Below are 20,985 nucleotides of genomic sequence, written 5' to 3'. Positions count from 1 at the left end.
TCTCCAATCTTATTCGGCCGCTTCCGCCAGGGGAGGGAAGGCGGTTTCGGCAGTTGGTTCAGTGTGTTCGTCAGCGGCGGGCTCGTCATTGCCGCCGCGTTCGCGCAGCTGTTCGATGACCGCGTAGAAGACCGGTACGAACACCAGCGACAGGATGGTGGCCGCCACCATGCCGCCAAAGACGGTGGTGCCGATCGACTGACGGCTTGCGGCACCGGCGCCGGTGGCGAACATCAGCGGCAGCACGCCGAGGATGAAGGCGAAAGCCGTCATCAGGATCGGCCGCAGCCGCAGCCGTGCCGCCTCCATCGCTGCGTCGACGATGCTGAGGCCTTCCTCGCGGCGTCTCCTGGCGAACTCGACGATCAGGATGGCGTTCTTGGCCGCCAGGCCGATCAGCATGACGAAGCCGATCTGCGAGTAGACGTCGATCTGCATGCCACGCGCCCACAGCACCGCGAACGCGCCGAACAGGGCGAGCGGCACTGCCAGCAGCACCATGAACGGCATCGCCCAGCTCTCATACTGCGCCGCCAGGATCAGGAAGACGAAGACGATGGCGAGGCCGAAGACGACGGACGCGATCGATCCTGCCTTGAGTTCCTGGAAGGTGATGCCGGTCCATTCGAAACCGAAATCCCTGGGCAGTGCCGTGGCGGCGGCCCGTTCCATCGCAGCAACCGCCTGGCCCGAGGAGAAGCCCGGTGCGGCACCGCCATTGATCGAGGCCGACGCGTTGTTGTTGTAGTGCGGCACGGTTTCGGGGCCGACGAACGGCACGAGCTTGCCCAGTGTGCTCAACGGCACCATGCCGCCCGAGGCATTGCGCACATAGAGCCGGGAAATGTCGGCAGCGCCCGCACGTGCATCCTTGTCGGCCTGGATGGTCACCCGGAAGGTGCGGCCGAACAGGTTGAAGTCGTTGACGTAGAGCGAACCGAGATAGATCTGCAGCGTGTTGAAGACGTCCGGCAGGTTAAGGCCGAGCAGTTTCGCCTTGCTGCGGTCGAGGTCGTAGTTGAACTGCGGCGTCGAGGTCGAGAATGGCGAGAACAGCTGCTGCGGATTGATCTCGGGCTGCTTGCGCGCCTCGGCGATCACGGCTTGCGTCGCGTCGTTGAGGGCTGAACTGCCGCGGCCGGTGAGATCCTCGACGACGAATTCGAAGCCGCCCGTGGTCCCGATCCCGGGGATCGAGGGCGGATCGAAGCTCAACGCGAAGGCTTCCGGGATCTGCAGCAGCTTGCCGCGCACATCGGCGACGAGCTTCGACGCGCTCTGGTCGGGACTGCGTTCCTCCCAGGGCTTGAGGATGGCGAATTCGACCGCCGAGTTCGACTGCGCCGCACTGGTCAGGAAGTTCAGGCCGCTGATCGAGCCGACGATGTCGACGCCGGGTGTCGCCTGCAGGATGTCGCGCGCCTTTTGCGCCACCGCGTCGGTGCGCTCCAGTGAAGCGCCGTCGGGCAGCTGGATGACGACGAAGAAGTAGCCCTGGTCCTCGACCGGAAGGAAGGTCGAGGGCAGGCGCTGCCAGACGAAGTAGGTGGCGACAAGTCCGGCTGCAAACAGGCCAAGCATGATCCAGCGCAAGCGGATGAGGATGCGCACGCCGTGCGCATAAGCATGCGACAGCCGGTCGAAGCCTGTGTTGAACCAGCGGAACAGCACGAACTGCGTTGGCTGGCGATGCCGCAGGAAGGCGGCACTAAGCGCGGGGCTCAGCGTCAGCGAATTGAAGGCGGAGATGCCGACCGAGATCGCCACCGTCAGCGCAAACTGGTTGTAGAGCTTGCCGGAGACGCCGGGAATGAAGGCGACCGGCACGAACACCGCCATCAGCACGGCGGTGGTGGCGATGATCGGACCGGTGACCTCGGCCATCGCGGCCTTGGTCGCCGCCAGTGGCTTCAGCCCGGCCTCCAGCTGTCGTTCGACGTTCTCGACCACCACGATGGCATCGTCGACGACCAGGCCGATCGCCAGCACCATGCCGAGCAGGCTCAGCATGTTGAGCGAGAAGCCAAGCATCTCCATGACGACGAGCGTCGCCACCAGCGACACCGGAATGGCGATGGTCGGGATGATCGTCGTGCGCCAGCTCTGCAGGAAGATGAACACCACGGCGACGACAAGGACCAGCGCCTCACCGAGCGTGATCAGCACGTCATGCATCGACGCCGAGACGAAGCGGGTCGTGTCGTAGTGCATCGCATAGGAGACGCCCTTCGGGAAACGGGCCGACAGCTCCTGCATCTTGTCCTTGACGCGCTGCTGCAGATCGAGCGCGTTGGAGCCGGGCATCTGGTAGACGGCGAGCACCACGGTCGGATCCTTGCCGAAGAAGGCCGACGATGAATATTGCAGCGCACCGAGCTCGATGCGGGCGACGTCGCGCAGCCGCACCAGCGAGCCGGTGTCGGTGTTGGCGCGCACGACGATGTCGCCGAACTCCTTGGGATCGCTCAAGCGGCCGACGGCGTTGACCTGCATCTCGAAGGCGGTGCCGGCCGGGGCCGGCGACTGGCCGATCTTGCCGGCCGCCACCTGGACGTTTTGCTCGGCAATAGCGTTCTGGACGTCGACGGCGGTGATGCCGAGATTGGCGAGCTTGTCCGGATCGAGCCAGACGCGCATCGAATAGCGCCGCTCGCCGAAGATCTGCACGTCGCCGACACCGGGCAACCGCTTCAGCGGATCGACCACCTGCAAATAGGCAAGGTTGCTCAGCGCCACCGGATCGACCGAACTGTCGGGCGAGGTCAGGTTGACGATAAGGACGAAGTTCGGATTCTGTTTCTTGATCGTAACGCCGCCCTGATTGACGATCGCCGGCAGCGACGAGGCCGCTTGCGAGACGCGGTTCTGGACGTCGACGGCGGCGGTGCTGAGCGAATAGCCGACATCGAAGGTGATCGTGATGGTCGAGGAGCCGTCATTGGAGCTCGTCGACGACATGTAGGTCATGCCTTGCACGCCGTTGATCTGCTGTTCCAGCGGCGTCGTCACGGTGTCGGCCACCACCTGCGCGCTGGCGCCCGGATAATGAGCACTGACCACGACCTGCGGCGGTGTGATGTCGGGAAATTGCGAGACGGGCAGCAGGAAATAACAAATCGTCCCGGCGAGCACCATGATGATGGCGATCGCCGAGGCGAAGATCGGACGATGAATGAAAAAGTTTACCACGAAACACACGCCTCCCCGGCCGCTCTTGCCTTGCCGAAGGCGCTGGCAACCCTGGACAGCCTTTGGCCGCGCCCGTCACCGGGCTCTCCCAGCGAATGCAGCAACGGCATCTCGCTGTGCTGCGCATCGGCGAGCGAGCGCAGCATCCTTTCGAAGGCGCGCGGGTCGACGCCATCTGCTTTCATGACCAGCCGGATCATCGGATCCCGGACGGCTTCATCTATGGTAAGATCGCGGCGCTGTGGCATTGGCCGGCTCCTTGTCTGTCGGTTCGCAGCCCATGCTCACGAACCGTTTTCAACTCTTCACCGGCCGAGGCCGCATGAACTGCAATTGTTCGCCCATCTCGTTGAGGTCCCTCTCGATCTGGCAGGACCAGTTCACGGTCTTGTGATTGACGGAGGGCGACATAGGTGTTACCAGTAAGTAACATTCGTGACGTTACAGACCGGTAACACCCTAGTCAAGAGGCGTACCGAGGGATTTTTGGGAAACCAAGGAGGTTTTGATGGAAGACGGCACTGTGGAACGCGTTCGCCCCCGGGACAGGATCCTGGAGACGGCGCAGGACATGTTTCACAAGCATGGCATCAAGGGCGTCGGCATCGACGCCATCACTGAGGCCGCCGGAACCAACAAGATGACGCTCTATCGTCATTTCGATTCCAAGGATGATCTCATCATCCAATGCCTGCGCGCCACCGCCTGCAAGGCTGGTGCGATCTGGGAGAAATTCGAGAGTCAGCATCCCGGCGACAAGCTGGCGCAATTGCATGCCTGGGTTCGCATGGCCGCCGATTGCCTGACGGCTGACGGCCGCGGCTGCGATATGGCCAACGCAGCCATCGAGTTGACCGACGCGGATCATCCGGCCCGGCGCGTCATCAAGGAACTCAAGGAAGCCCAGCGCGATCGCCTTGTCACGCTGTGCAGGGATGCCGGCATCGGCCAAGCTGAGCTGCTTGCCGATACGCTGTCGCTTCTGCTTGAAGGCGCCCGTGTCAGCGTTCAAAGTGTCGGTACCGAAGGCCCCAGCGCGCAGTTCGTGCGCATGGCGGAAGGGCTGATCGTCTCCTTCCGCGGCACTGCTGCCGGCTGAATTCTCCCCGGCAATCTTTTCGATCTCGCGACCGAGAATGGACGATGCGCCACGCCTTTGGCGTGAGCGCCATTGCAATCGCGGCTGACTGGAACGAAAAAAGCCCGCTGCCGGGAGGAGGTGGCAGCGGGCTCGATTTCGAGTGTGGCGCGGGAGGAGGTGCACCCCACTCAGCGTCGGCATCGCATCTGGGAGGAGTAGATGGCCGACAACTGCAAATTAGGGGCTGCCCAATGATTCGGCAATCGTGGATCGTGCATAGCAGCTGTGCAGATTCGCTGTATCACCCGCGAAAGTTGCCGAGTGTGACCGGAAAAGCGCAGGCAAGCTTCACTGCACCGGAACGTTTTCCCTGAAGATCAGGCGCGGCTCGATGAACTTCCGCGTCAGATAGGGCGCCGAGGATGCAATCGAGCCGAGCAGGCGGATGACCGACTGCTCGGCGATCAGCCTGGCATTCTGGTCGATGACGACATCGAGCAGGTCGTCGACCAGATAGCCCCGCGTGTCCTTTGTGAGGTCGTGACAAATGAACACCGGCTTGCGGTTCGGCCTTAATTCCCGGATCGCCTTTGCAACGCCCGAATGTCCGGCTCCGACGCAATAGATGCCGAGCAGTTCGGGCTCGTTGTGCAGCGCCTTCATGGTCTCGGCATAGCTGACGTCGGGCTCGTCGTTGATCTCGACCGCGCTGCTGACGGTCAGGTTGGGAAACTCTTCGTTGAGCACCGAGCGGAAACCCATTTCGCGCTCTTCGTGGCCGCGATAGGAGCGCGAGCCGACGACCATCGCCAGATGGCCGGTGCGACCGCCCAGGAAGCGTCCCATCAACAGCGCCGCGGTTCGTCCTGCCACCCGGTTGTCGATGCCGACATAGGCCGATCGCGGTGCGGCCGGGACATCCGATACCAGCGTGACCAGGCGCATGCCGGCGTCGACGATGTCGCGCAGGATGTTGCGTGTGCGCGGATGGTCGACGGCGATGACACCGACGCCATTGGCCCTGAGCGAGAGGTTTTCGACGGCGGTCTGCAGCGCGCTCGGCGAGATTCCGGCGAGGTTGTGGATCCGGCACGAGGCGACAAGCGGCAGCCGCGCGGCGTAGTCCTCGATATGTCCGGCGAGATCGCGCATGAAGGCATTGCTGCCGATCGGCAGCAGGAATTCGAGATGGGCGGGCCGCGAGGGCAGCGTCACCTGATCGGCGACCGGCAGATAGCCGAGTTGCTTGGCGGCCTCCATGACGCGCTGGCGGTTGGCGGCACTAGCACCTGGCCGGTTGTTGAGCACCCTGTCGACCGTTGCTGTCGACAGCCCGCAATTGCGGGCGATATCCGAGACGGTGGCTTTCATGCCCTAACCCTATGTCCCGATGCGATGCCGCGCCAGGCGAGCGATGCGATTTGAGGTGACGGCTGATTGCCGCCCATCAGCCGGACAGTCATTCGGCCGCCTCGACAAGACGGCTGTCCGGACTCAGTGCGATGGCTTGCCATCGGCGATGGCATCGCGGATTTCCTTGTCCGACATGCCGGTGATGATCCGCTCGACTTCCGCCACGCTGGTCTTCTTCGGGTCGATGTCGTCGGCGACCACCTTGCCCCGGCGCATGACGACGATGCGGTCGACCACCTGGAAGACATGATGGATGTTGTGGGCGATGAAAATGCAGGAATGACCGGAATCGCGGGCGTTGCGCACGAAGCTCAGCACGCCCTGTGTTTCGGCGACGCCGAGATTGTTGGTCGGCTCGTCGAGAATGATGAGGTCGCTGTCGAAATGCATGGCGCGCGCGATCGCCACCGCCTGCCGCTCGCCGCCGGAGAGCGAGCCGATCGGTGTCGTCGGCGGGATGTTCTTCGAGATGCCGACCTGCTTGAGCAGGTCGCGTGCGACCGTGTTCATGGCGTCCTGGTCCATCCGATTGAGGAAGCGCGGCGGCTTGATCGGCTCGCGTCCGAGGAACAAATTGCGGGCGATCGACAATTGCGTGACCAGTGCCGAGTCCTGGTAGATCGTCTCGATGCCGTGGGCGATGGCGTCGCTGGTGTTGCGCAAGCTCACCTTCTTGCCGCGGATGAAGATGTCGCCGCTGGTCAGCGGAACGGCGCCCGAGAGCACCTTGATCAGCGTCGACTTGCCGGCGCCATTGTCGCCGAGCAGGCCGACGATCTCCCGTTCATTGACATGGAAACTGGCGTCCTCGAGTGCCTGCACGCGGCCATAGGACTTGCGGATGTTCTGCATGCGGATCAGTGGCTCGGCCATGGTTCAAGTCCCTGCCTGATGCCGGCGTTCCAGCCATGAATGGAGCGCCATCATGCCAAGGATGATCGCACCGATGAAGATATTGTAGGCAAGGCCGGGCACGCCGATCAGCACGATGCCGTTGCGCATGACGCGCAGGATCAGGATGCCGAGCACGGTGCCGATGATCGTGCCGCGCCCGCCGGTCAGCGCCGTGCCGCCGATCACCACCATGGCGATGACTTCGAGCTCATAGCCGGTGCCGCTGTTGGGGTTGGCGGCCGAGGTGCGCAGCGACGAGATGACGCCGGCAAGCGAGGCCATCAGCGATGACAGCACGAACAGGCCGATCTTGACGCCGCTGACATTGACGCCGCGGGCGCGCGCCGCATTGGGATTGCCGCCGGCCGCCTGGATCCAGTTGCCGGTGCGGCTCTGCGTCAGGACATAGCCGAGCGCGATGGCCGCCGCGATGAACCAGAACAGCGACATGTAGATGCGGAACGGCCCGATGAAGAAGTCGCCGACCAGCGCCTCCGCCAGCCAGCTGCCTTCGGCGCTCCAGGTGCGCTGCGGAAACCCGTCGGTGACGAAAAGGGCGGTACCGCGCACCACCAGCAGCATGCCGAGCGTCACCAGGAAGGACGGGATCTTGAGCTGCGTGACGAACCAGCCATTGACCAGCCCGATGAAGGCGGCGACCAGCAGTGCCGCGACAAAGCCGACCTCAAGCGAGGTGAGGCCGCTGTTGAACAGCGTCCACATCAGCACCGGTGAGAAGCCGAACAGCGAGCCGACCGAAAGGTCGAACTCGCCCGACGTCATCAACAGCGTCATCGCCAGCGCGATCAGGCCGAGTTCGACCGTGAAGGCCAGCGTGTTCGAAATGTTCTGCGGCGACAGGAAGTCGTGGTTGATGCTCCAGAAAACGGCGATCTCGATGACGAGCAGCACCAAGGGGCCGAACTCAGGCCGCGCAATCAGGTGTTGGATGAGCGAACGATTTTCCACGAGCAACCCGCGATAGGATTGGAAAGGCTGAGCCTTGCACAGCGAAGGGCTCGGCGAAAATGGAGAAGTCAGTCGCGACCGCCGGGGCAGTCGCGACTGTTTGAGTTTGGGATCTTATTTGCCGGACAGGATCTTGTCGTAGACCGCGGCGGTATCCTTTTCGTAGAGCGCACCGGTGATCACGTTGAAGCCCGGAGGAATGCCGGCAGCGGCCATGTTGGCCAGGGAGAGGGCGACATAGCTGGTCGCCTGCGGGTCCTGCCACTGGCCGGCATTGACGTAGCCGTTCAGCACTTCCTGGGTGGTGTCGAGCGAGTTGCCCCAGCCGACGACCGGAATTTCACCCGGCTTGATGCCGACCTGGTCGAAGACCCGCTTGATCGAGCCGGTCACCAGGTCGCCAAGGCCGATGATCGCCTTGACCTTGGCCTTGTTGGCGGTGAGGTAGTCGACCATGCGGTTGATCACTTCGGCCTGGTCAAGCGTGGCTTCGGTGATTTCATAGGTGATGCCGAGCGGACCGAAGACGCTCTTGATGCCTTCCTCTTCCTGGACGCCATAGGTGGCCCCGGGAACCTCGACCGGCATCCAGACGAAGTCGCCTTTCTTCACCAGGCCCTTGTCGACCAGATACTGCGCCCAGTGCTTGCCGAAGGTGACGTTGTCACCGCCGACATAGGCGTTGAAATTGGCCTTGGGATCGGGCGTGTTGAAGTTGATGATCGGGATGTTGGCCGCGCGGGCTTCCTTGACGATCTCGACAAGGCTGCCCGGATCGGGACTGGTGGTGACGATACCGTCGGCCTTGGCGGAGAGGGCGGCGCGAACCGCTTCCTGCTGCGAGGCCACGTCGCCATTGTGGAACGAGGTGTTGACGGTGTTGCCGGTGTCCTTGGCCCATTGCTTCGCGCCGGCCAGGAAGTAGGTCCAGACCGGGTCGGCCGGGCCGCCATGCGAAATCCAGTAGAAGGTCTTGGCCTGTGCCGCTGCCGGAACAATCGTCAGCGCCACCAACAGGCCATATAGAACGAGTCTTAGCCGTGTCAGCATTTGATTTCCTCCCGTTTGTAGATGGTCAGTTCCTTATCCGTCCCTTGTTCCGGCGACCGCCGGATCGCGTATTTGCCAGCGCCGGTTGGATGCGTCAGAGCATTCCCTTTTTCGACGGATGGCAAGCCTCCATCTGCAGATGTAGTGGGCGCCTGACGGGGCGCCATCAGCGCTCCCATCAGATTGCATCAGTTGCGGTGGTTTTTCGCGGCGGTCGAAAGATTGGCGTCGACGATGCCGCCGGCGCCGACGTGGATCACTCCGGCAACCTCCGCCATCGCGCCTATCGGCACCAGCGTCAGCCGCCGCGCCTTGGCGGTCGGAATGCCGCCATGGGTGGCGGCTTGCGAGCAGAGGCCCGCTAGATGAGCTTGGCCCCGGCCAACTCGCGCATCAGATGGCTGGCGCCGTAGGTCCAGTGCGGGCAGTCGGGCGACAGCCGCACGCGGTTGACCAGCGCGCCGAATTTCTCAGACGAGATCGTGACGATGTCGCCGACCTTGTGGGTGAAGCCCTTGCCCTTTTCGCCGCGATCCTTCGACGGCACGAACATGGTGCCGAGGTAAAGCGCCAGCCCGTCCGGATACTGGTGGTGAGGGCCCATGGCGGCGGCAACCAGCTCTTCTGGCGAGCGGCTGATCTCGGCCATCGAGCTTGCGCCCTCCAGCGAGAACCCGTCCTCGCCCTCGACCTTCAGGCGCACGACGGCCCGCTTCACGTCATCGATCGAGAATGTGTCGTCGAACAGCCGGATGAAGGGGCCGAGGGCGGCCGAGGCATTGTTATCCTTGGCCTTGCCGAGCAGCAGCGCCGAACGCCCTTCGACGTCGCGCAGATTGACGTCGTTGCCGATGGTGGCGCCGACGATCCTGCCGCTGCCGGCGGCGATCATGGCGATCTCGGGCTCGGGGTTGTTCCAGGTCGACACCGGGTGCAGGCCGACATCGGCGCCGAAGCCGACCGAGGCCATCGGCTGGCACTTGGTGAAGATCTCGGCATCGGGACCTATGCCGACTTCCAGATATTGCGACCAGGCCCCGCGCGCGATGAGCTTGGCCTTGATCTCCATCGCTTCTGGCGAACCGGGCTTGAGCTTCGACAGATCGTGGCCGATCAGCCCGGCAATGTCGGCGCGGATGGCGTCGGCTTTTTCGGACGAACCGCGCGCCTGTTCCTCGATCACCCGTTCGAGCAGGCTGACGACGAAGGTGACGCCCGAGGCCTTGACCGCCTGGAGGTCGACCGGGGACAGCAGATACGGCTTGTTCGCATCGCGCGTGGCCTCAAAACTGTTGGCGGCGACGGCCTCGAGCGAGCCGATCGGTTTGCCCTTGGCAGACCGCACATGACCGGCCGGATCAGGCATCCCGCAGACATCACGCACGGTCGGTGCCGCGCTCGACGTGATGTCGAGGACCGTGCCGTCGCGCACCGTGACCACCATGGGGTACGGGACATCACTGCTCCTGGCGCGGCCGACAAAAAGGCCTTCAGCGGGCAGGTGCGTGGGGTTGGTCATGGCGTTCGGTCCTCTGAAATGATCGACAATGCGGGCTGGCCGCATCGGCGCGGCACCTTCACCGGATTCCGGTCAAAGGTCTATCCCGTTTGCTTGCCAATCTGCATTGCCGTGTTCGATCGGCAAGTACCTGGTCCGAAAGGTCCGTTGGCGTTGGTCCAAATGTCAGGGCCGCGAACGCTATTTCAAAATCGTGAAATTCTGACTACAGTTTTCATTCATCGCAGCCCATCCAGGTGACCCTTTGCCCGCACCGTTCTCCGATCCCGTCTGGCGCAAGCCGCAAGCGGCCTCCAGGTTTCAGTCGCTGTTTGCCGGCGGCGGACGTGTCGATGTCGTCATTGTCGGTGGCGGCATCATGGGTTTGTCGACGGCTTTGCATGCGGCCCGCTCTGGCATGTCCGTGCAGGTGCTGGAGGCCGGCGACATCGGCCGCGGCGCCTCGGGGCTCAATGGCGGGCAGGTCATTCCCGGTCTTAAATACGATCCGGCATGGTTGCTCGCGCATTTTGGCCCGGAGCGCGGCGAGGCGCTGATCGATTTCGCCGCTTCGACCGCGGATGCCGTGTTCGAACTGATCCGCGATGAAAAACTGGCGGTTCCCTTCGTCCGCAATGGCTGGATCCAGGCGGCGCACACCGAGGCCGCGCTGAAGGCGGCGGCAAACCGTGACCGGCAATGGCGGGCGAGGGGCGCCGACGTCGAGCTTTTGAGTGAGGCCGAGATCGCGGCGATGACCGGCGCTCGAGGGTATCTCGGTGGCTGGCTCGACCGCCGCGCCGGTGTCATCGATCCGCTCGCTTACACATCGGAACTGGCCCGGGTCGCAGCGGCGGCCGGTGTCGGGATAGCGGAGCGCCAGAAGGTCGTAAAGCTCGTCAACGCCGGCGGCGTTTGGCGTGTTTCGACCGGAAGCGGCACTGAATTGCAGGCGAAGGCGGTCGTGCTGGCGACCAACGCCTATACGGATGGTTTGATCCCTGGCCTCGCCGAGACGATCGTGCCGCTGCATTCCTTCCAGATCGCCACGGCACCGCTGCCGCCCAAGCTGGCGGCCACGATCCTCCCGGAAGGGCAGGCGGTGTCGGATTCGCGTCGCATCCTCGTCTACTACCGCAAGAGCGCCGATGGCCGTCTGGTGCTGGGCGGGCGTGGCCGCATGGCCTTGCCGACGAGCGCCAGTGACTGGGCGCATCTCGAGCGGGCGCTGCGGCGGCTCTATCCCGGCCTGTCCGGTGTCGCCATCGAGAAGCGCTGGTTCGGTCGGGTAGCGATGACGCCCGATCACCTGCCGCACATCCACGAGCCGGAGCAAGGCCTTGTCGCCGTGGTCGGCTGCCAGGGCCGTGGCATCGGCCTGATGACGGCGCTTGGCGAGCGCATCGCAACCTATCTTTCCAATGGCGACGCCACTCAGTTGCCGTTTCCACTCACGCCGATCCGGCCGATCCCGTTCCACGCCTTCCGGCAGGTCGGCGTTGCCGCGACCATCGCCTGGTATCGCCTGCTCGATGCGCTGGAGCGTTGACGCAGCATGCCAGCGGGATTCCGCTTGACAGTTTCATGAATATGAAAAATTCTTAGGTAATTTCAAAATCTCGATGAGCAGGTCGATGTCGACCATTGTTGCAACGCAAGCGCCAGAGGCCCGGTCTTCAACGGGCTTCCGGGTCGCGATGTTGCTGCCGGGCGCATTGGTCACCTTCCTGCTGATCCTGTTTGCCCTTGGACTGGTGCTTTTCCTCGCCTTCCGCAACAACGACGGTTCGCTGCTCGGCACCGGTTTCAGCCTGGCGAATTTCGCCACCGTGCTGTCCGATCCGCTGTACTGGACGGTGACGCTGCGATCGCTGGTCATTGCCGCGCTGGTGACGCTCGCCACCGTCGTCACCGCCTATCCCGTTGCCTACTACCTTGCCTTCCATGCCGGACGGCGGCGCGGCCTGCTGCTGTTCCTCGTGACCCTGCCGTTCTGGACCAGCTATCTCCTGCGCGTCTTCGCCTGGAAGATCGTGCTTGCCTACAACGGCGTCTTGAACTCGGCGCTGATCGAAAGTGGCATCTGGTCCGAGCCGACATTGGCCTTTCTCAACACGCCGGCCGCTGTCGTCGTCACGCTCGCCCACGCCTATGCGCCGTTCGCCATCCTGCCGATCTATGTTGCGCTGGACACCATCCCGAAGTCGCTGATCGAGGCCGCTTCCGATCTCGGCGCCAGACCCTTCACCTCTTTCCGCCGGGTCGTGCTGCCCAATTCGATGCCCGGCGTGCTGGCGGCCGCACTTGTCGTCTTCGTGCCGACGGTAGGCGACTATGTCACGCCAGCGCTCGTCGGCGGCCCGGCCAGCACCATGATCGGTACGCTGATCCAGGCCGAGTTCGGCAAGGCCAACGACTGGCCGTTTGGCGCCGCACTCGCAGTCGCCGTCATGCTGGTCATCCTTGCCGTGGTGCTGGTCGCACGCTTCACCGACCGCAGATTTGGCAGCCGCACATGAACATCGCGCACGCGCAGGGTGGCGGCCGCTGGCTTGGCGTCTATGTCATCGCCTACCTGGTCTTTCTCTATCTGCCTGTGCTGCTGATCCCGCTGTTTTCCTTCAACAACTCGATCCAGGCAGCATTTCCGCTGCAGGGCTTCACCTTGCAATGGTACACGACGCTCTACGGCAATTCGGTGCTGTCCGGCGCGCTCGTCAACAGCCTCGTCATCGCTACGATTGCCGCCACGGGGGCAACGCTGTGCGGCATCACCGTGTCCTACATGGATCTCTATGGCCGCTCGCCGCTGGCTGCCACCATCAGCGCCGTCGCGCGGCTGCCGATCCTCATCCCGGGTGTCATCGTCGGCATATCGCTGCTGATCCTCATCAACCTCATCGGTCTCGGGCCGTCGCGCATTGCCATCGTTCTCGGCCACATACTGGTGGCGCTGCCAACGACGGTGGTGATCATGCGCAGCCGCTTTGCTGCCATCCCGAAAACCATTCGCGAGGCGGCACTCGACCTCGGCGCTTCCGACTGGACGACCTTCCGGCGGGTGATGCTGCCGCTCAGCCTGCCGGCCATCGTCTCGGCCTTCATGCTGGCCTTCCTGATCTCCTTCGACGAGTTCATCGTCGTCTTCTTCCTCGCCGGCACAGAGCCGACGCTGCCGCTCTACATCTGGAGCCAGCTTAGGTTCCCGAAATCGCTGCCGACCGTCATGGCGCTGGGCACGTCGATCCTGGCCGTCTCCTTCGTCATTGCTGCAATCGCCGAAATCCTGCGCCATCGCGGCCTGTCCGCAGCGGCGCCACGACCCACGGATCCATCACAACCAAAACATACCAAGAGAGGAGAACTGAAATGGCATTCGACCTGATATCTGGAAAGATGGCCCGGACCGGCCTGGCCGCCCTGGCTTTGGCGCTGTCGTCGACCGTGGCTTTCGCCGGCGACAAGCTGCAATATTTCACCTGGTCGGGCTATGAACTGCCCGACTTCAACAAGAGCTTCCTTGCCGCGCATCCCGATGGCGTCGAGGCCTCCATCTTCGGTGACGACGATGACGCCTTCACCAAGGTCAAGGCGGGCTTCCGCCCTGACATCGCCCATCCCTGCTACGACAAGGTGGCGCGCTGGAACAAGGAAGGCCTGCTGCAGCCGATCGACACTAAGCGCATCAAGAACTGGGATTCGATCTTCCCGGTGTTCAAGAACCTGCCCGACCTGCAGGCCGGTGACGGCAAGGTGTGGATGGTGCCGTGGGACTGGGGCAACACCTCGATCCTCTACCGCACCGATCTGGTGAAGAACCCGGAAGCGAGCTGGAACCTTCTTTGGGACAAGCAGTATGCCGGTCGCATGGCGACCATCGACGCCGTGCATGACACGCCGATCGTTGCGGCACTTCTGGCCGGCGTCAATCCGTTCGACATGACGCCGGAGCAAATGGACAAGGTGGCGGAGAAGCTGCGCGAGCAGCGTCCGCTGCTCTCCAACTACACCACCGACATGACCTCGGTCGAACAGGCGCTGGCCAGCGGCCAGCTGGTCGCCGCCATGACCTGGAACGCGTCGGCCACCTCGCTGAAGAAGCAAGGGGTGCCGGTCGAGTTCATGAAACCGAAGGAGGGCATGCTGACCTGGTCCTGCGGCTTCGTTATGCTCAAGGACGCCAAGAATGTCGATCTCGCCTATGATTTCATCAACAGCCGGCTGGACGCCGACTCCGGCAAATACCTGATCGAGTCCTATGGCTATGGCAGTTCGCTGAGCTCTGCCTTTGCCACCGTGCCGAAGGAGGATTTGGAAAAACTGCAGCTGCCGTCCGACCCGGAGGTGATGCTGAAGACCACCATCTTCACCGGACCGATGAAACAGAATGACGAACTCGCCAAGATGTTCGAAAAGGTCAAGGCAGGCGGCTGAGCCTGGTTCTTCCTTCTCCCCTTGTGGGAGAAGGTGTCGCCGAAGGCGACGGATGAGGGGTGTTCCAGCTTGGCAAAGACGGTGATCCGTCCAACACCCCTCATCCGTCTCTGCGCTGCGCGCCGATCCACCTTCTCCCACAAGGGGAGAAGGGAAGCCCAGCAAGCGCCCCGCCCAAAAGTTGACTGCAACGAGGACGAATGCATGGACATGCTGGACGAAGCGGCTGAAAAGCCGAAGGACGATGCCGATGTGCGGGTTGGCCGGCGCGTGCGGGCGCTGCGGCTTGAGCGCAACCTGTCGCTGGCCGATCTGGCCGCCAGGGCCGGCGTGTCGATCGGCGCGCTCAGCCAGATCGAGCGCGGCATGTCCTCGCTGCGCGTCAAGGTGATCTGGCCGCTCGCGGCAGCCCTCGATATCGAGCCGTCGGCGCTGATCGCCGACGGCAACGATGCCGTCAGCGATCTCTATTGCGTGCGTGCCAACAGCCGCCGCGCCATCCCGGTGAAGTCCGAAGGCATTGCCAAGGCGCTGCTGTCGCCGCCGGGTGCGACGCTGACTGGCATGCTGGTGTCGGTGGAAGCCGGCGGCGGCACCGCCGAGGCCTATGCCCATGCCGGCCATGAATTCGGCTTCGTCGTTTCGGGTGAGGTCGAACTGGTGGTGGATTCGACGAACTACGTGCTGAAGACCGGCGACAGTTTTGCGTTCAAGAGCACGCTTTTGCATGCCTTCCGCAATCCGGGCGCCGAGCGCTGCCAGATCCTCTGGGTCAACACCACCAAGCCGTCCGAGGTTCGCGATGGCGCCTGATCCTCTTGTCCGGCTGCAGGCGGTCTCGAAGATCTTTCCCGGCGGCATTGTCGGCCTCGACGCCGTCGATCTCGACATCGTCCGCGGCGAGTTTCTCACCCTGCTTGGGCCGTCGGGCTGCGGCAAGACCACCAGCCTGCGCGTCATCGCCGGCTTCGAAAGCCCGTCGAGCGGCAAGGTGCTGCTCGACGGCCGTGACATCACGGCACTCAGGCCCTACGACCGGCCAGTCAACACCGTGTTCCAGGACTACGCGCTGTTTCCGCATATGAACGTTGCCGAAAATGTAGGCTTCGGTCTGTCCTTGCGAAAACTTTCCGGCGCCGAGCAGGCAAAGCGCGTCGGCGAAGCCCTCGAAATGGTTGGTCTGGCCGACAAGCTCGGCGCCCGCGTCTCCGAACTGTCGGGCGGCCAGCGCCAGCGCGTCGCGCTCGCCCGCGCCATCGTCTGCGAGCCGCGCGTGCTCTTGCTCGACGAGCCGCTGTCGGCCCTCGATGCGCATCTGCGCGAACAGATGCAGGTCGAGCTGAAGCGGCTGCAGTCGCGGCTCGGCACCACCTTCGTCATGGTCACCCACGACCAGACCGAAGCGCTGTCGATCTCCGATCGCATCGTCGTCATGAACAAGGGCCGCATCGAGCAGATCGCGCCGCCGGCAACGCTCTACGATCGGCCCGCGACCACATTCGTCGCCAGTTTCATCGGCACCATGAACCTGTTGCAGTCGCGTTTTATCGGGCGCGACGGCGACCGCTTGCGGTTCGCCGCGGGTGCCTTGCCGCTGGAAGCGACCTCCGAAACCGGCGAAGCTCCGGCCGAGGGCACGATCCGCACTGTCGGCGTGCGGCCCGAGGATTTGCTCGCGGCCACCGAGGCGGCACCCGGTACGGCGCCGGCGCGCGTCAACAGCATCGTTTTTCACGGCCGCACGTTGCGCCTGCATGCCGAACTCGGGCAGGGCGCACCTGTTGTCATCGACGCGCCGCGCCAGGCCGATGGTTTTCAATTCAGCGTCGGCGATGTGGCGCATATCAGCCTACGTCGCGGCGCCAACTGCCCTATGCTGCCGGGCTAGTTTCACCGACATTGGCCGCCACTCCTCGATGTCAACGGCATCGTCGGCTACGGGGCGTAGGCCTGGAAATTCCACGCTTGACTCGAAGCTAAGTTCCTGTTTTGTTCTTTGTCGTACAAGGCAGGAGCGTACTTCTGCGGGCGTATGCGTATGTATCTGCAAGGCGAAATCGACTTCGGCATTCCAAAGCGGTCATGGTGGCCTAAACGGCCGGCCGCTGAGGGCGATGTGATCCGCCGATCGCTCCCTCAAATCGTCGTCACATACCCCGCGCGATATCATCATCCTGACATCGCTTGTCAGCTACCAAGCGGATCGATGATGGCAGGCCAACAGGCTGTCCCCTATTGCAATGCGTCTGAACAGGAGGAACACAAATGACCATCGCGGAAATTGCCAAGGATTTCACCGAACTCCTACAGCAAGGCGACCACCACGGTGCCGCTGAGAAATACAATGCCGACGAAATCGTCAGCTACGAAGCCATGGAGGGGCCGATGGCCGTCTCCCATGGCAAGGAGGCCCTCAAGCAGAAGGGTCAGTGGTGGCAAGAGAACCACGAAGTCCATGGCGGCTCGGTCGAAGGCCCCTATGTCAACGGCGACCAGTTCGCAGTGCGCTTCAAGTTTGACATAACGCCCAAGGCTACGGGCGAGCGTGTCACCATGGATGAGGTCGGCGTGTACACGGTCAAGAACGGCAAGATCACCGAAGAGCGCTTCTACTATTGAGGCCGGAAATAATACCGGACTCGGGGAGCCTGCTCGCTTCGCTGCAGGCTTGAAAATAAGCATGGCGGCCGGGACGATAGCCCGGCCGCATGTGAGAGTTCAAATTGTCTTCACGTACTCTGCCAGCTGATCCGCCACAGTGCCCCAGCCATCGAAGAAGCCCATCTCTTCGTGGTTCTTGCGGGTCGCTTCGTCGCGGTGGATAGCGGTGGCGGTGTAGCGCGTACCCTTGCCGTCCGGCTGCAAGGAAATGACCGCGGTGATAAACGGCGCCCCTGACGGCCGATAACCCGGCAGCAGCGCATCCGTCCACACCAACCTCTCGTTCGGCACGATTTCCAGATAGCAGCAATGGCGGTCGCTGACCTCCTTGCCGTCAGGCGACTGCATGCGCGTGCGAAACAGCCCGCCCGGCCTGAGGTCGATCTCGCAGTCGGTGACCATCCATGGCTTCGGCGTGAACCATTGCTTGACATGGGCAGGGGTCGTCCAGGCCTTCCACAACAACTCGCGCGGCGCATCGACGACACGCTCCAGCACGAGGTCCAGCCTGGGATCCGGCTTGAACGGATAGCTCATGTGTCTTTCTCCTTCAGGGTCATCACATAGGCGTCGAACTGGTCGAGGCGGCGCTCCCACAGCGTGCGCTGTTCGGCCAGCCAGTTTTCGGCAAGCTTCAGCGGCTCGGGCGCCAGTTGATAGGTTCGGACCCGGCCGGTCTTTTCCGAGCGCACCAGTCCGCAGCCTTCGAGGACCCTGAGATGCTCGATGAAGGAGGGCAGGGCCATGTCGAAAGGCTGCGCGAGTTCGCTGACCGAGGCGGGGCTGCGGTTCAGCCGCTCGACCACGCGTCGCCGCGTCGGGTCGGACAGGGCGCGAAAGATGCCGTCGATCGGTGGCGGCGTTTGTATCGCGGATTGCAGACTTGTCATGGCGATCACCGCTCGACACGATAGGTGAGCACCACGGCGCCGTTGGCGAAGGCGCGTGTGTCGACCAGCCTGAGGTCCGTCGCGTCCTCGGTCCTGTCGAAAAGCTGCGCGCCGCTGCCGAGTATGACCGGAAACACCATCAACCGGTATTCATCGACAAGGTCGTGCTGCTTGAGCGCGTTGACCAGCGTGCGGCTGCCGCCAACGACGATATCGCCTTTCAGACCCTGCTTGAGTTTGCGGATGGCGGCCATCGGCTCGCCTTGAAGGACTGTCGTGTTGTTCCAGGCCGGGGTCTTCACCGTCGTCGACACCACATATTTCGGCATGCTGTTCATCCGGTCCGCAAAGGCGCCTTTGTAGGTCGGCCAGGCGTCGGCGAAGCTTTCATAGGTCACCCGGCCGATCAGCAGCGCTTCGTGGTCCAGTACCTCTTGGAATTTGTACTCGATCTGTCCGGCCTCGTGCCGCTTGCCGACCCAGTTGGTGTGCCGGTAGCCCGGCTCGCCTCCCGGCGCTTCCATCACGCCATCAATGGAGATGAATTCCGATACAACGATCCTGGCCATGGTCATTCCCTTCCGGCTTTGGCCATTACTTAGGAAAATTCCTTAGTGTTGGCAACAGCCAAAATTCGAAGGATGTCAACCAGGGGTGCTGGCAAAGCGGGACGGGCGGTTCTAGGCTGGGAGCGGATTCGACTGTCAGTTTGGGGAAGTGCGCTTGACGATCACGATGTACGGCATCACCACCTGCGACACGATCAGGAAGGCACGCGTCTGGCTGGAAGGTCATGATGTGCCCTATCGTTTTCACGACTACAGGGCGGAAGGGCTGGAGGCGAAGCGGCTGGATGGCTGGGTCGGCAAGGTTGGCTGGGAAATCCTGCTCAACAAGGCAAGCACGACCTTTCGCGAATTGGCCGACAAAGACAAGCAGAACCTCGACGAGAAGAAGGCCAAGGCGATGATGCTGGCCAAGCCAACCATGATCAAGCGGCCGGTGCTGGACCTGGGCGACAGGATTCTGGTCGGGTTCAAGCCGGATGTTTATCAGCAGGCGGTGGGGAGTTTTAAGTAGGAGCAGCAGGACGGCGAAGCTGCCGATCTCCCCCCTTGCGGGGGAGATGGCCGGCAGGCCAGAGGGGGGTGGGAAGGATCGCCAACCGTTGGTTGTTCCAAAATCGAACTTGTCTCAGGCATCTCCCCCGCAAGTGGGGAGATCGGCCAATCGCCACCGTTGCAGGGAATAGGCGCCCTTCAATCCGACTTTCTGAGATACGCCGCCAGCGCCACCGCATTGTTGTGCGCTTCGTCATGCGCACCATAGAGTAGCGTGACCTTTCCCGTGTCGAGCAGCGCACGCAACTGCCTGACCACCTCTGCATTCCCGTCCAGCTCAGCCCGATATCGCTTCTGAAACTCCGCCCAGCGCTCTGGCGCATGGCCGAACCATCCGCGCAAGCCGTCGCTCGGTGCGATCTCCCTCAGCCATAGCGCCAGCACGGCCTCTTGCTTGCTGACGCCGCGTGGCCAGATCCGGTCGACCAGAACCCGTTGCCCATCGTCGGGCGCCGGCGGCTCGTAGATCCGCTTGACCGCCAGGTCGAAGGCCATCGGACCCTCCTTAAGGGCCTGTCAGGCCCACTCGCCCTTGCGCATCACCGGCACACGGGCGCCGTCCTTGTGGACGCCATCTATGTCGATCTTGTCCGAGCCGATCATCCAGTCGATGTGGATGAAGCTCTTGTTGCCGCCGCGTGCGGCGATCTCGTCCTGGCTGAGCGAGGCGCCGTCGACGAAACACTTCGAATAGCATTGGCCGAGCGCGATGTGGCAGGCGGCGTTCTCGTCGAACAACGTGTTGAAGAACAACAGGCCGCTGGCCGCGATCGGCGAGGAATGCGGCACCAGCGCCACCTCGCCGAGACGGCGCGCGCCCTCGTCGGTGTCGAGCACCTTCTTCAGCACGTCCTCGCCCTTCGAAGCCTTCGCCTCGACGATCCGGCCCTCCTCGAAACGCACCGAGATCTCGTCGATCAGCGTGCCTTGGTAGGACAGCGGCTTGGTCGAGGACCCGTGGCCCTCAACACGCCTGGCATGCGGCGTAGTGAAGACTTCCTCGGTCGGGATGTTCGGGTTGCAGGTAATGCCGTTCTTGGCGGTCGAGGCGCCGCCCATCCATTCATGGCCGTCCGCCAGCCCGACGGTCAGGTCGGTGCCCGGCCCGGTGAAATGCAGCGCATGGAAATTGTGGCCGTTGAGCCATTCGGTGCGGCCACGAAGTGCTGCATTGTGCGCCTTCCAGTTGCCGATCGGGTCTTCGACGTCCACCCGCGACGCCGCGAAGATGGCGTCTGCGAGCTTCGCCACGGCAACGTCGTCGGCATCATCTGGGAAGACCTGCCTGGCCCAGGCGAGATCCGGGTAGGCGACGATGTTCCAATTGATATCGAAGCCGGTGATCTTCTCCAGTGCCGGCTGATAGGCCATCGAATTCGCCTTGTTGGCGCGCGCCACTTTCGCCGGATCCTGCGCCGACAACAGCGACGGATCCTCGCCGCGCACGGCAAGCCGCGCCGCATTGTTGGAGAAGGCCTTCGCCATGCCTTCATAAAGCCAGCCGGCGGCGCGGTCGAAACTGGCATCGGCGCCGAAGCGATAGCGCGCCAGCGTCATCTCGTCGTCGTTGAAGATCGGCGTCACCAGCCCGGCGCCGGCCTTGTAGGCATGCTCGACGATCCGCCTGGTCAGCGGCAGCGCCGCTATCGACGACGTCAGCACCAGGTCCTGTCCGGGTTGCAACTGCAGCCCGACCTTGATGGCGACTTCCGCCAGCCTGTCGAGCTTCACCGGGTCGATCGATGCGGAAACGCCGCGTGAATGTGTGGTCATGATCCTGCCTGC

At 63.2% G+C, this 20,985-nt stretch carries 21 protein-coding genes; 9 read left to right on the top strand and 12 right to left on the bottom strand.

Annotation, left to right across the window (positions count from 1 at the left end; translation table 11 throughout):
* Nucleotides 1-9 precede the first annotated feature (9 nt).
* Both AC1D08_RS06235 and AC1D08_RS06230 read right to left on the bottom strand, forming a co-directional pair.
* Complete coding sequence (locus AC1D08_RS06235; RefSeq protein WP_184871481.1) at nucleotides 10-3,189, bottom strand: multidrug efflux RND transporter permease subunit; 3,180 nt, start codon at nucleotides 3,187-3,189, stop codon at nucleotides 10-12.
* A complete protein-coding gene (locus AC1D08_RS06230; RefSeq protein WP_477300674.1) occupies nucleotides 3,183-3,437 on the bottom strand; it encodes a hypothetical protein in 255 nt (84 codons plus the stop codon). Before AC1D08_RS06230 ends, AC1D08_RS06235 begins: the two co-directional genes overlap by 7 nt.
* Nucleotides 3,438-3,697: 260 nt before the next feature.
* On the opposite strand from AC1D08_RS06230, the gene AC1D08_RS06225 reads away from it, so the two are divergent.
* Entirely contained in the window at nucleotides 3,698-4,288 is a 591-nt protein-coding gene (locus AC1D08_RS06225) for a TetR/AcrR family transcriptional regulator (RefSeq protein WP_477300672.1), read from the top strand.
* A gap of 330 nt (nucleotides 4,289-4,618) precedes the next feature.
* Here the strand turns inward: AC1D08_RS06225 and AC1D08_RS06220 are convergent, their stop codons facing one another.
* From AC1D08_RS06220 to AC1D08_RS06200, 5 genes are all read right to left on the bottom strand, one after another.
* Nucleotides 4,619-5,641: a LacI family DNA-binding transcriptional regulator gene (locus AC1D08_RS06220; protein WP_457154341.1), complete on the bottom strand. Its 1,023-nt coding sequence runs from the start codon at nucleotides 5,639-5,641 to the stop codon at nucleotides 4,619-4,621.
* A 123-nt stretch (nucleotides 5,642-5,764) separates the two neighbouring features.
* Complete coding sequence (locus AC1D08_RS06215; protein ID WP_457154340.1) at nucleotides 5,765-6,556, bottom strand: ATP-binding cassette domain-containing protein; 792 nt, start codon at nucleotides 6,554-6,556, stop codon at nucleotides 5,765-5,767.
* A gap of 3 nt (nucleotides 6,557-6,559) precedes the next feature.
* Nucleotides 6,560-7,546: an ABC transporter permease gene (locus tag AC1D08_RS06210; protein WP_095091975.1), complete on the bottom strand. Its 987-nt coding sequence runs from the start codon at nucleotides 7,544-7,546 to the stop codon at nucleotides 6,560-6,562.
* A gap of 114 nt (nucleotides 7,547-7,660) precedes the next feature.
* Nucleotides 7,661-8,596 carry a substrate-binding domain-containing protein gene (locus AC1D08_RS06205; RefSeq protein ID WP_095091864.1) on the bottom strand — a complete coding sequence of 312 codons (936 nt, stop codon included), beginning with the start codon at nucleotides 8,594-8,596 and terminating at the stop codon, nucleotides 7,661-7,663.
* Nucleotides 8,597-8,957: 361 nt separating this feature from the next.
* Nucleotides 8,958-10,115: a fumarylacetoacetate hydrolase family protein gene (locus tag AC1D08_RS06200; RefSeq protein ID WP_457153029.1), complete on the bottom strand. Its 1,158-nt coding sequence runs from the start codon at nucleotides 10,113-10,115 to the stop codon at nucleotides 8,958-8,960.
* Between the two features lie 244 nt (nucleotides 10,116-10,359).
* Between AC1D08_RS06200 and AC1D08_RS06195 the strand changes: the two genes are divergently transcribed.
* From AC1D08_RS06195 to AC1D08_RS06165, 7 genes are all read left to right on the top strand, one after another.
* The gene (locus AC1D08_RS06195) at nucleotides 10,360-11,643 is read left to right on the top strand and encodes an NAD(P)/FAD-dependent oxidoreductase (protein WP_457153030.1); all 1,284 of its coding nucleotides are present in this window, start codon (nucleotides 10,360-10,362) and stop codon (nucleotides 11,641-11,643) included.
* A gap of 85 nt (nucleotides 11,644-11,728) precedes the next feature.
* Nucleotides 11,729-12,613 carry an ABC transporter permease gene (locus AC1D08_RS06190; RefSeq protein ID WP_457153031.1) on the top strand — a complete coding sequence of 295 codons (885 nt, stop codon included), beginning with the start codon at nucleotides 11,729-11,731 and terminating at the stop codon, nucleotides 12,611-12,613.
* Entirely contained in the window at nucleotides 12,610-13,479 is an 870-nt protein-coding gene (locus tag AC1D08_RS06185; protein WP_457153032.1) for an ABC transporter permease, read from the top strand. The genes AC1D08_RS06190 and AC1D08_RS06185 overlap by 4 nt, the downstream gene beginning before the upstream one ends.
* Complete coding sequence (locus AC1D08_RS06180) at nucleotides 13,464-14,528, top strand: ABC transporter substrate-binding protein (RefSeq protein WP_457153033.1); 1,065 nt, start codon at nucleotides 13,464-13,466, stop codon at nucleotides 14,526-14,528. Before AC1D08_RS06185 ends, AC1D08_RS06180 begins: the two co-directional genes overlap by 16 nt.
* A gap of 204 nt (nucleotides 14,529-14,732) precedes the next feature.
* The gene (locus tag AC1D08_RS06175; protein WP_457153034.1) at nucleotides 14,733-15,341 is read left to right on the top strand and encodes a cupin domain-containing protein; all 609 of its coding nucleotides are present in this window, start codon (nucleotides 14,733-14,735) and stop codon (nucleotides 15,339-15,341) included.
* Nucleotides 15,331-16,416 carry an ABC transporter ATP-binding protein gene (locus AC1D08_RS06170; protein ID WP_457153035.1) on the top strand — a complete coding sequence of 362 codons (1,086 nt, stop codon included), beginning with the start codon at nucleotides 15,331-15,333 and terminating at the stop codon, nucleotides 16,414-16,416. Before AC1D08_RS06175 ends, AC1D08_RS06170 begins: the two co-directional genes overlap by 11 nt.
* Before the next feature lie 377 nt (nucleotides 16,417-16,793).
* Entirely contained in the window at nucleotides 16,794-17,147 is a 354-nt protein-coding gene (locus AC1D08_RS06165; RefSeq protein ID WP_477413668.1) for a SnoaL-like domain-containing protein, read from the top strand.
* A 99-nt stretch (nucleotides 17,148-17,246) separates the two neighbouring features.
* On the opposite strand, the gene AC1D08_RS06160 is transcribed toward AC1D08_RS06165, so the two are convergent.
* From AC1D08_RS06160 to AC1D08_RS06150, 3 genes are read right to left on the bottom strand one after another with little or no spacing between them, the layout of a single operon-like run.
* Nucleotides 17,247-17,726 carry an SRPBCC family protein gene (locus AC1D08_RS06160; RefSeq protein WP_457155162.1) on the bottom strand — a complete coding sequence of 160 codons (480 nt, stop codon included), beginning with the start codon at nucleotides 17,724-17,726 and terminating at the stop codon, nucleotides 17,247-17,249.
* Entirely contained in the window at nucleotides 17,723-18,079 is a 357-nt protein-coding gene (locus tag AC1D08_RS06155) for an ArsR/SmtB family transcription factor (RefSeq protein ID WP_457155163.1), read from the bottom strand. The genes AC1D08_RS06160 and AC1D08_RS06155 overlap by 4 nt, the downstream gene beginning before the upstream one ends.
* A gap of 5 nt (nucleotides 18,080-18,084) precedes the next feature.
* Complete coding sequence (locus tag AC1D08_RS06150; RefSeq protein WP_457155164.1) at nucleotides 18,085-18,648, bottom strand: dihydrofolate reductase family protein; 564 nt, start codon at nucleotides 18,646-18,648, stop codon at nucleotides 18,085-18,087.
* 154 nt (nucleotides 18,649-18,802) lie between these two features.
* Here AC1D08_RS06150 and AC1D08_RS06145 point away from each other — a divergent pair, with 154 nt between their 5' ends.
* Nucleotides 18,803-19,159: an ArsC family reductase gene (locus tag AC1D08_RS06145; RefSeq protein ID WP_477422752.1), complete on the top strand. Its 357-nt coding sequence runs from the start codon at nucleotides 18,803-18,805 to the stop codon at nucleotides 19,157-19,159.
* Nucleotides 19,160-19,338: 179 nt separating this feature from the next.
* Here the strand turns inward: AC1D08_RS06145 and AC1D08_RS06140 are convergent, their stop codons facing one another.
* Nucleotides 19,339-19,695: a DUF488 domain-containing protein gene (locus tag AC1D08_RS06140; RefSeq protein WP_457153906.1), complete on the bottom strand. Its 357-nt coding sequence runs from the start codon at nucleotides 19,693-19,695 to the stop codon at nucleotides 19,339-19,341.
* A gap of 21 nt (nucleotides 19,696-19,716) precedes the next feature.
* Nucleotides 19,717-20,973, bottom strand: a complete 1,257-nt coding sequence (locus tag AC1D08_RS06135; RefSeq protein ID WP_457153905.1) for an aminopeptidase — start codon at nucleotides 20,971-20,973, stop codon at nucleotides 19,717-19,719.
* Nucleotides 20,974-20,985 lie beyond the last annotated feature (12 nt).

The organism is Mesorhizobium sp. P2_E6 (genome assembly GCF_056403835.1).
Note: the sequence above shows the minus strand (reverse complement) of the source record. Positions and strands in the feature narration are given on the sequence as shown.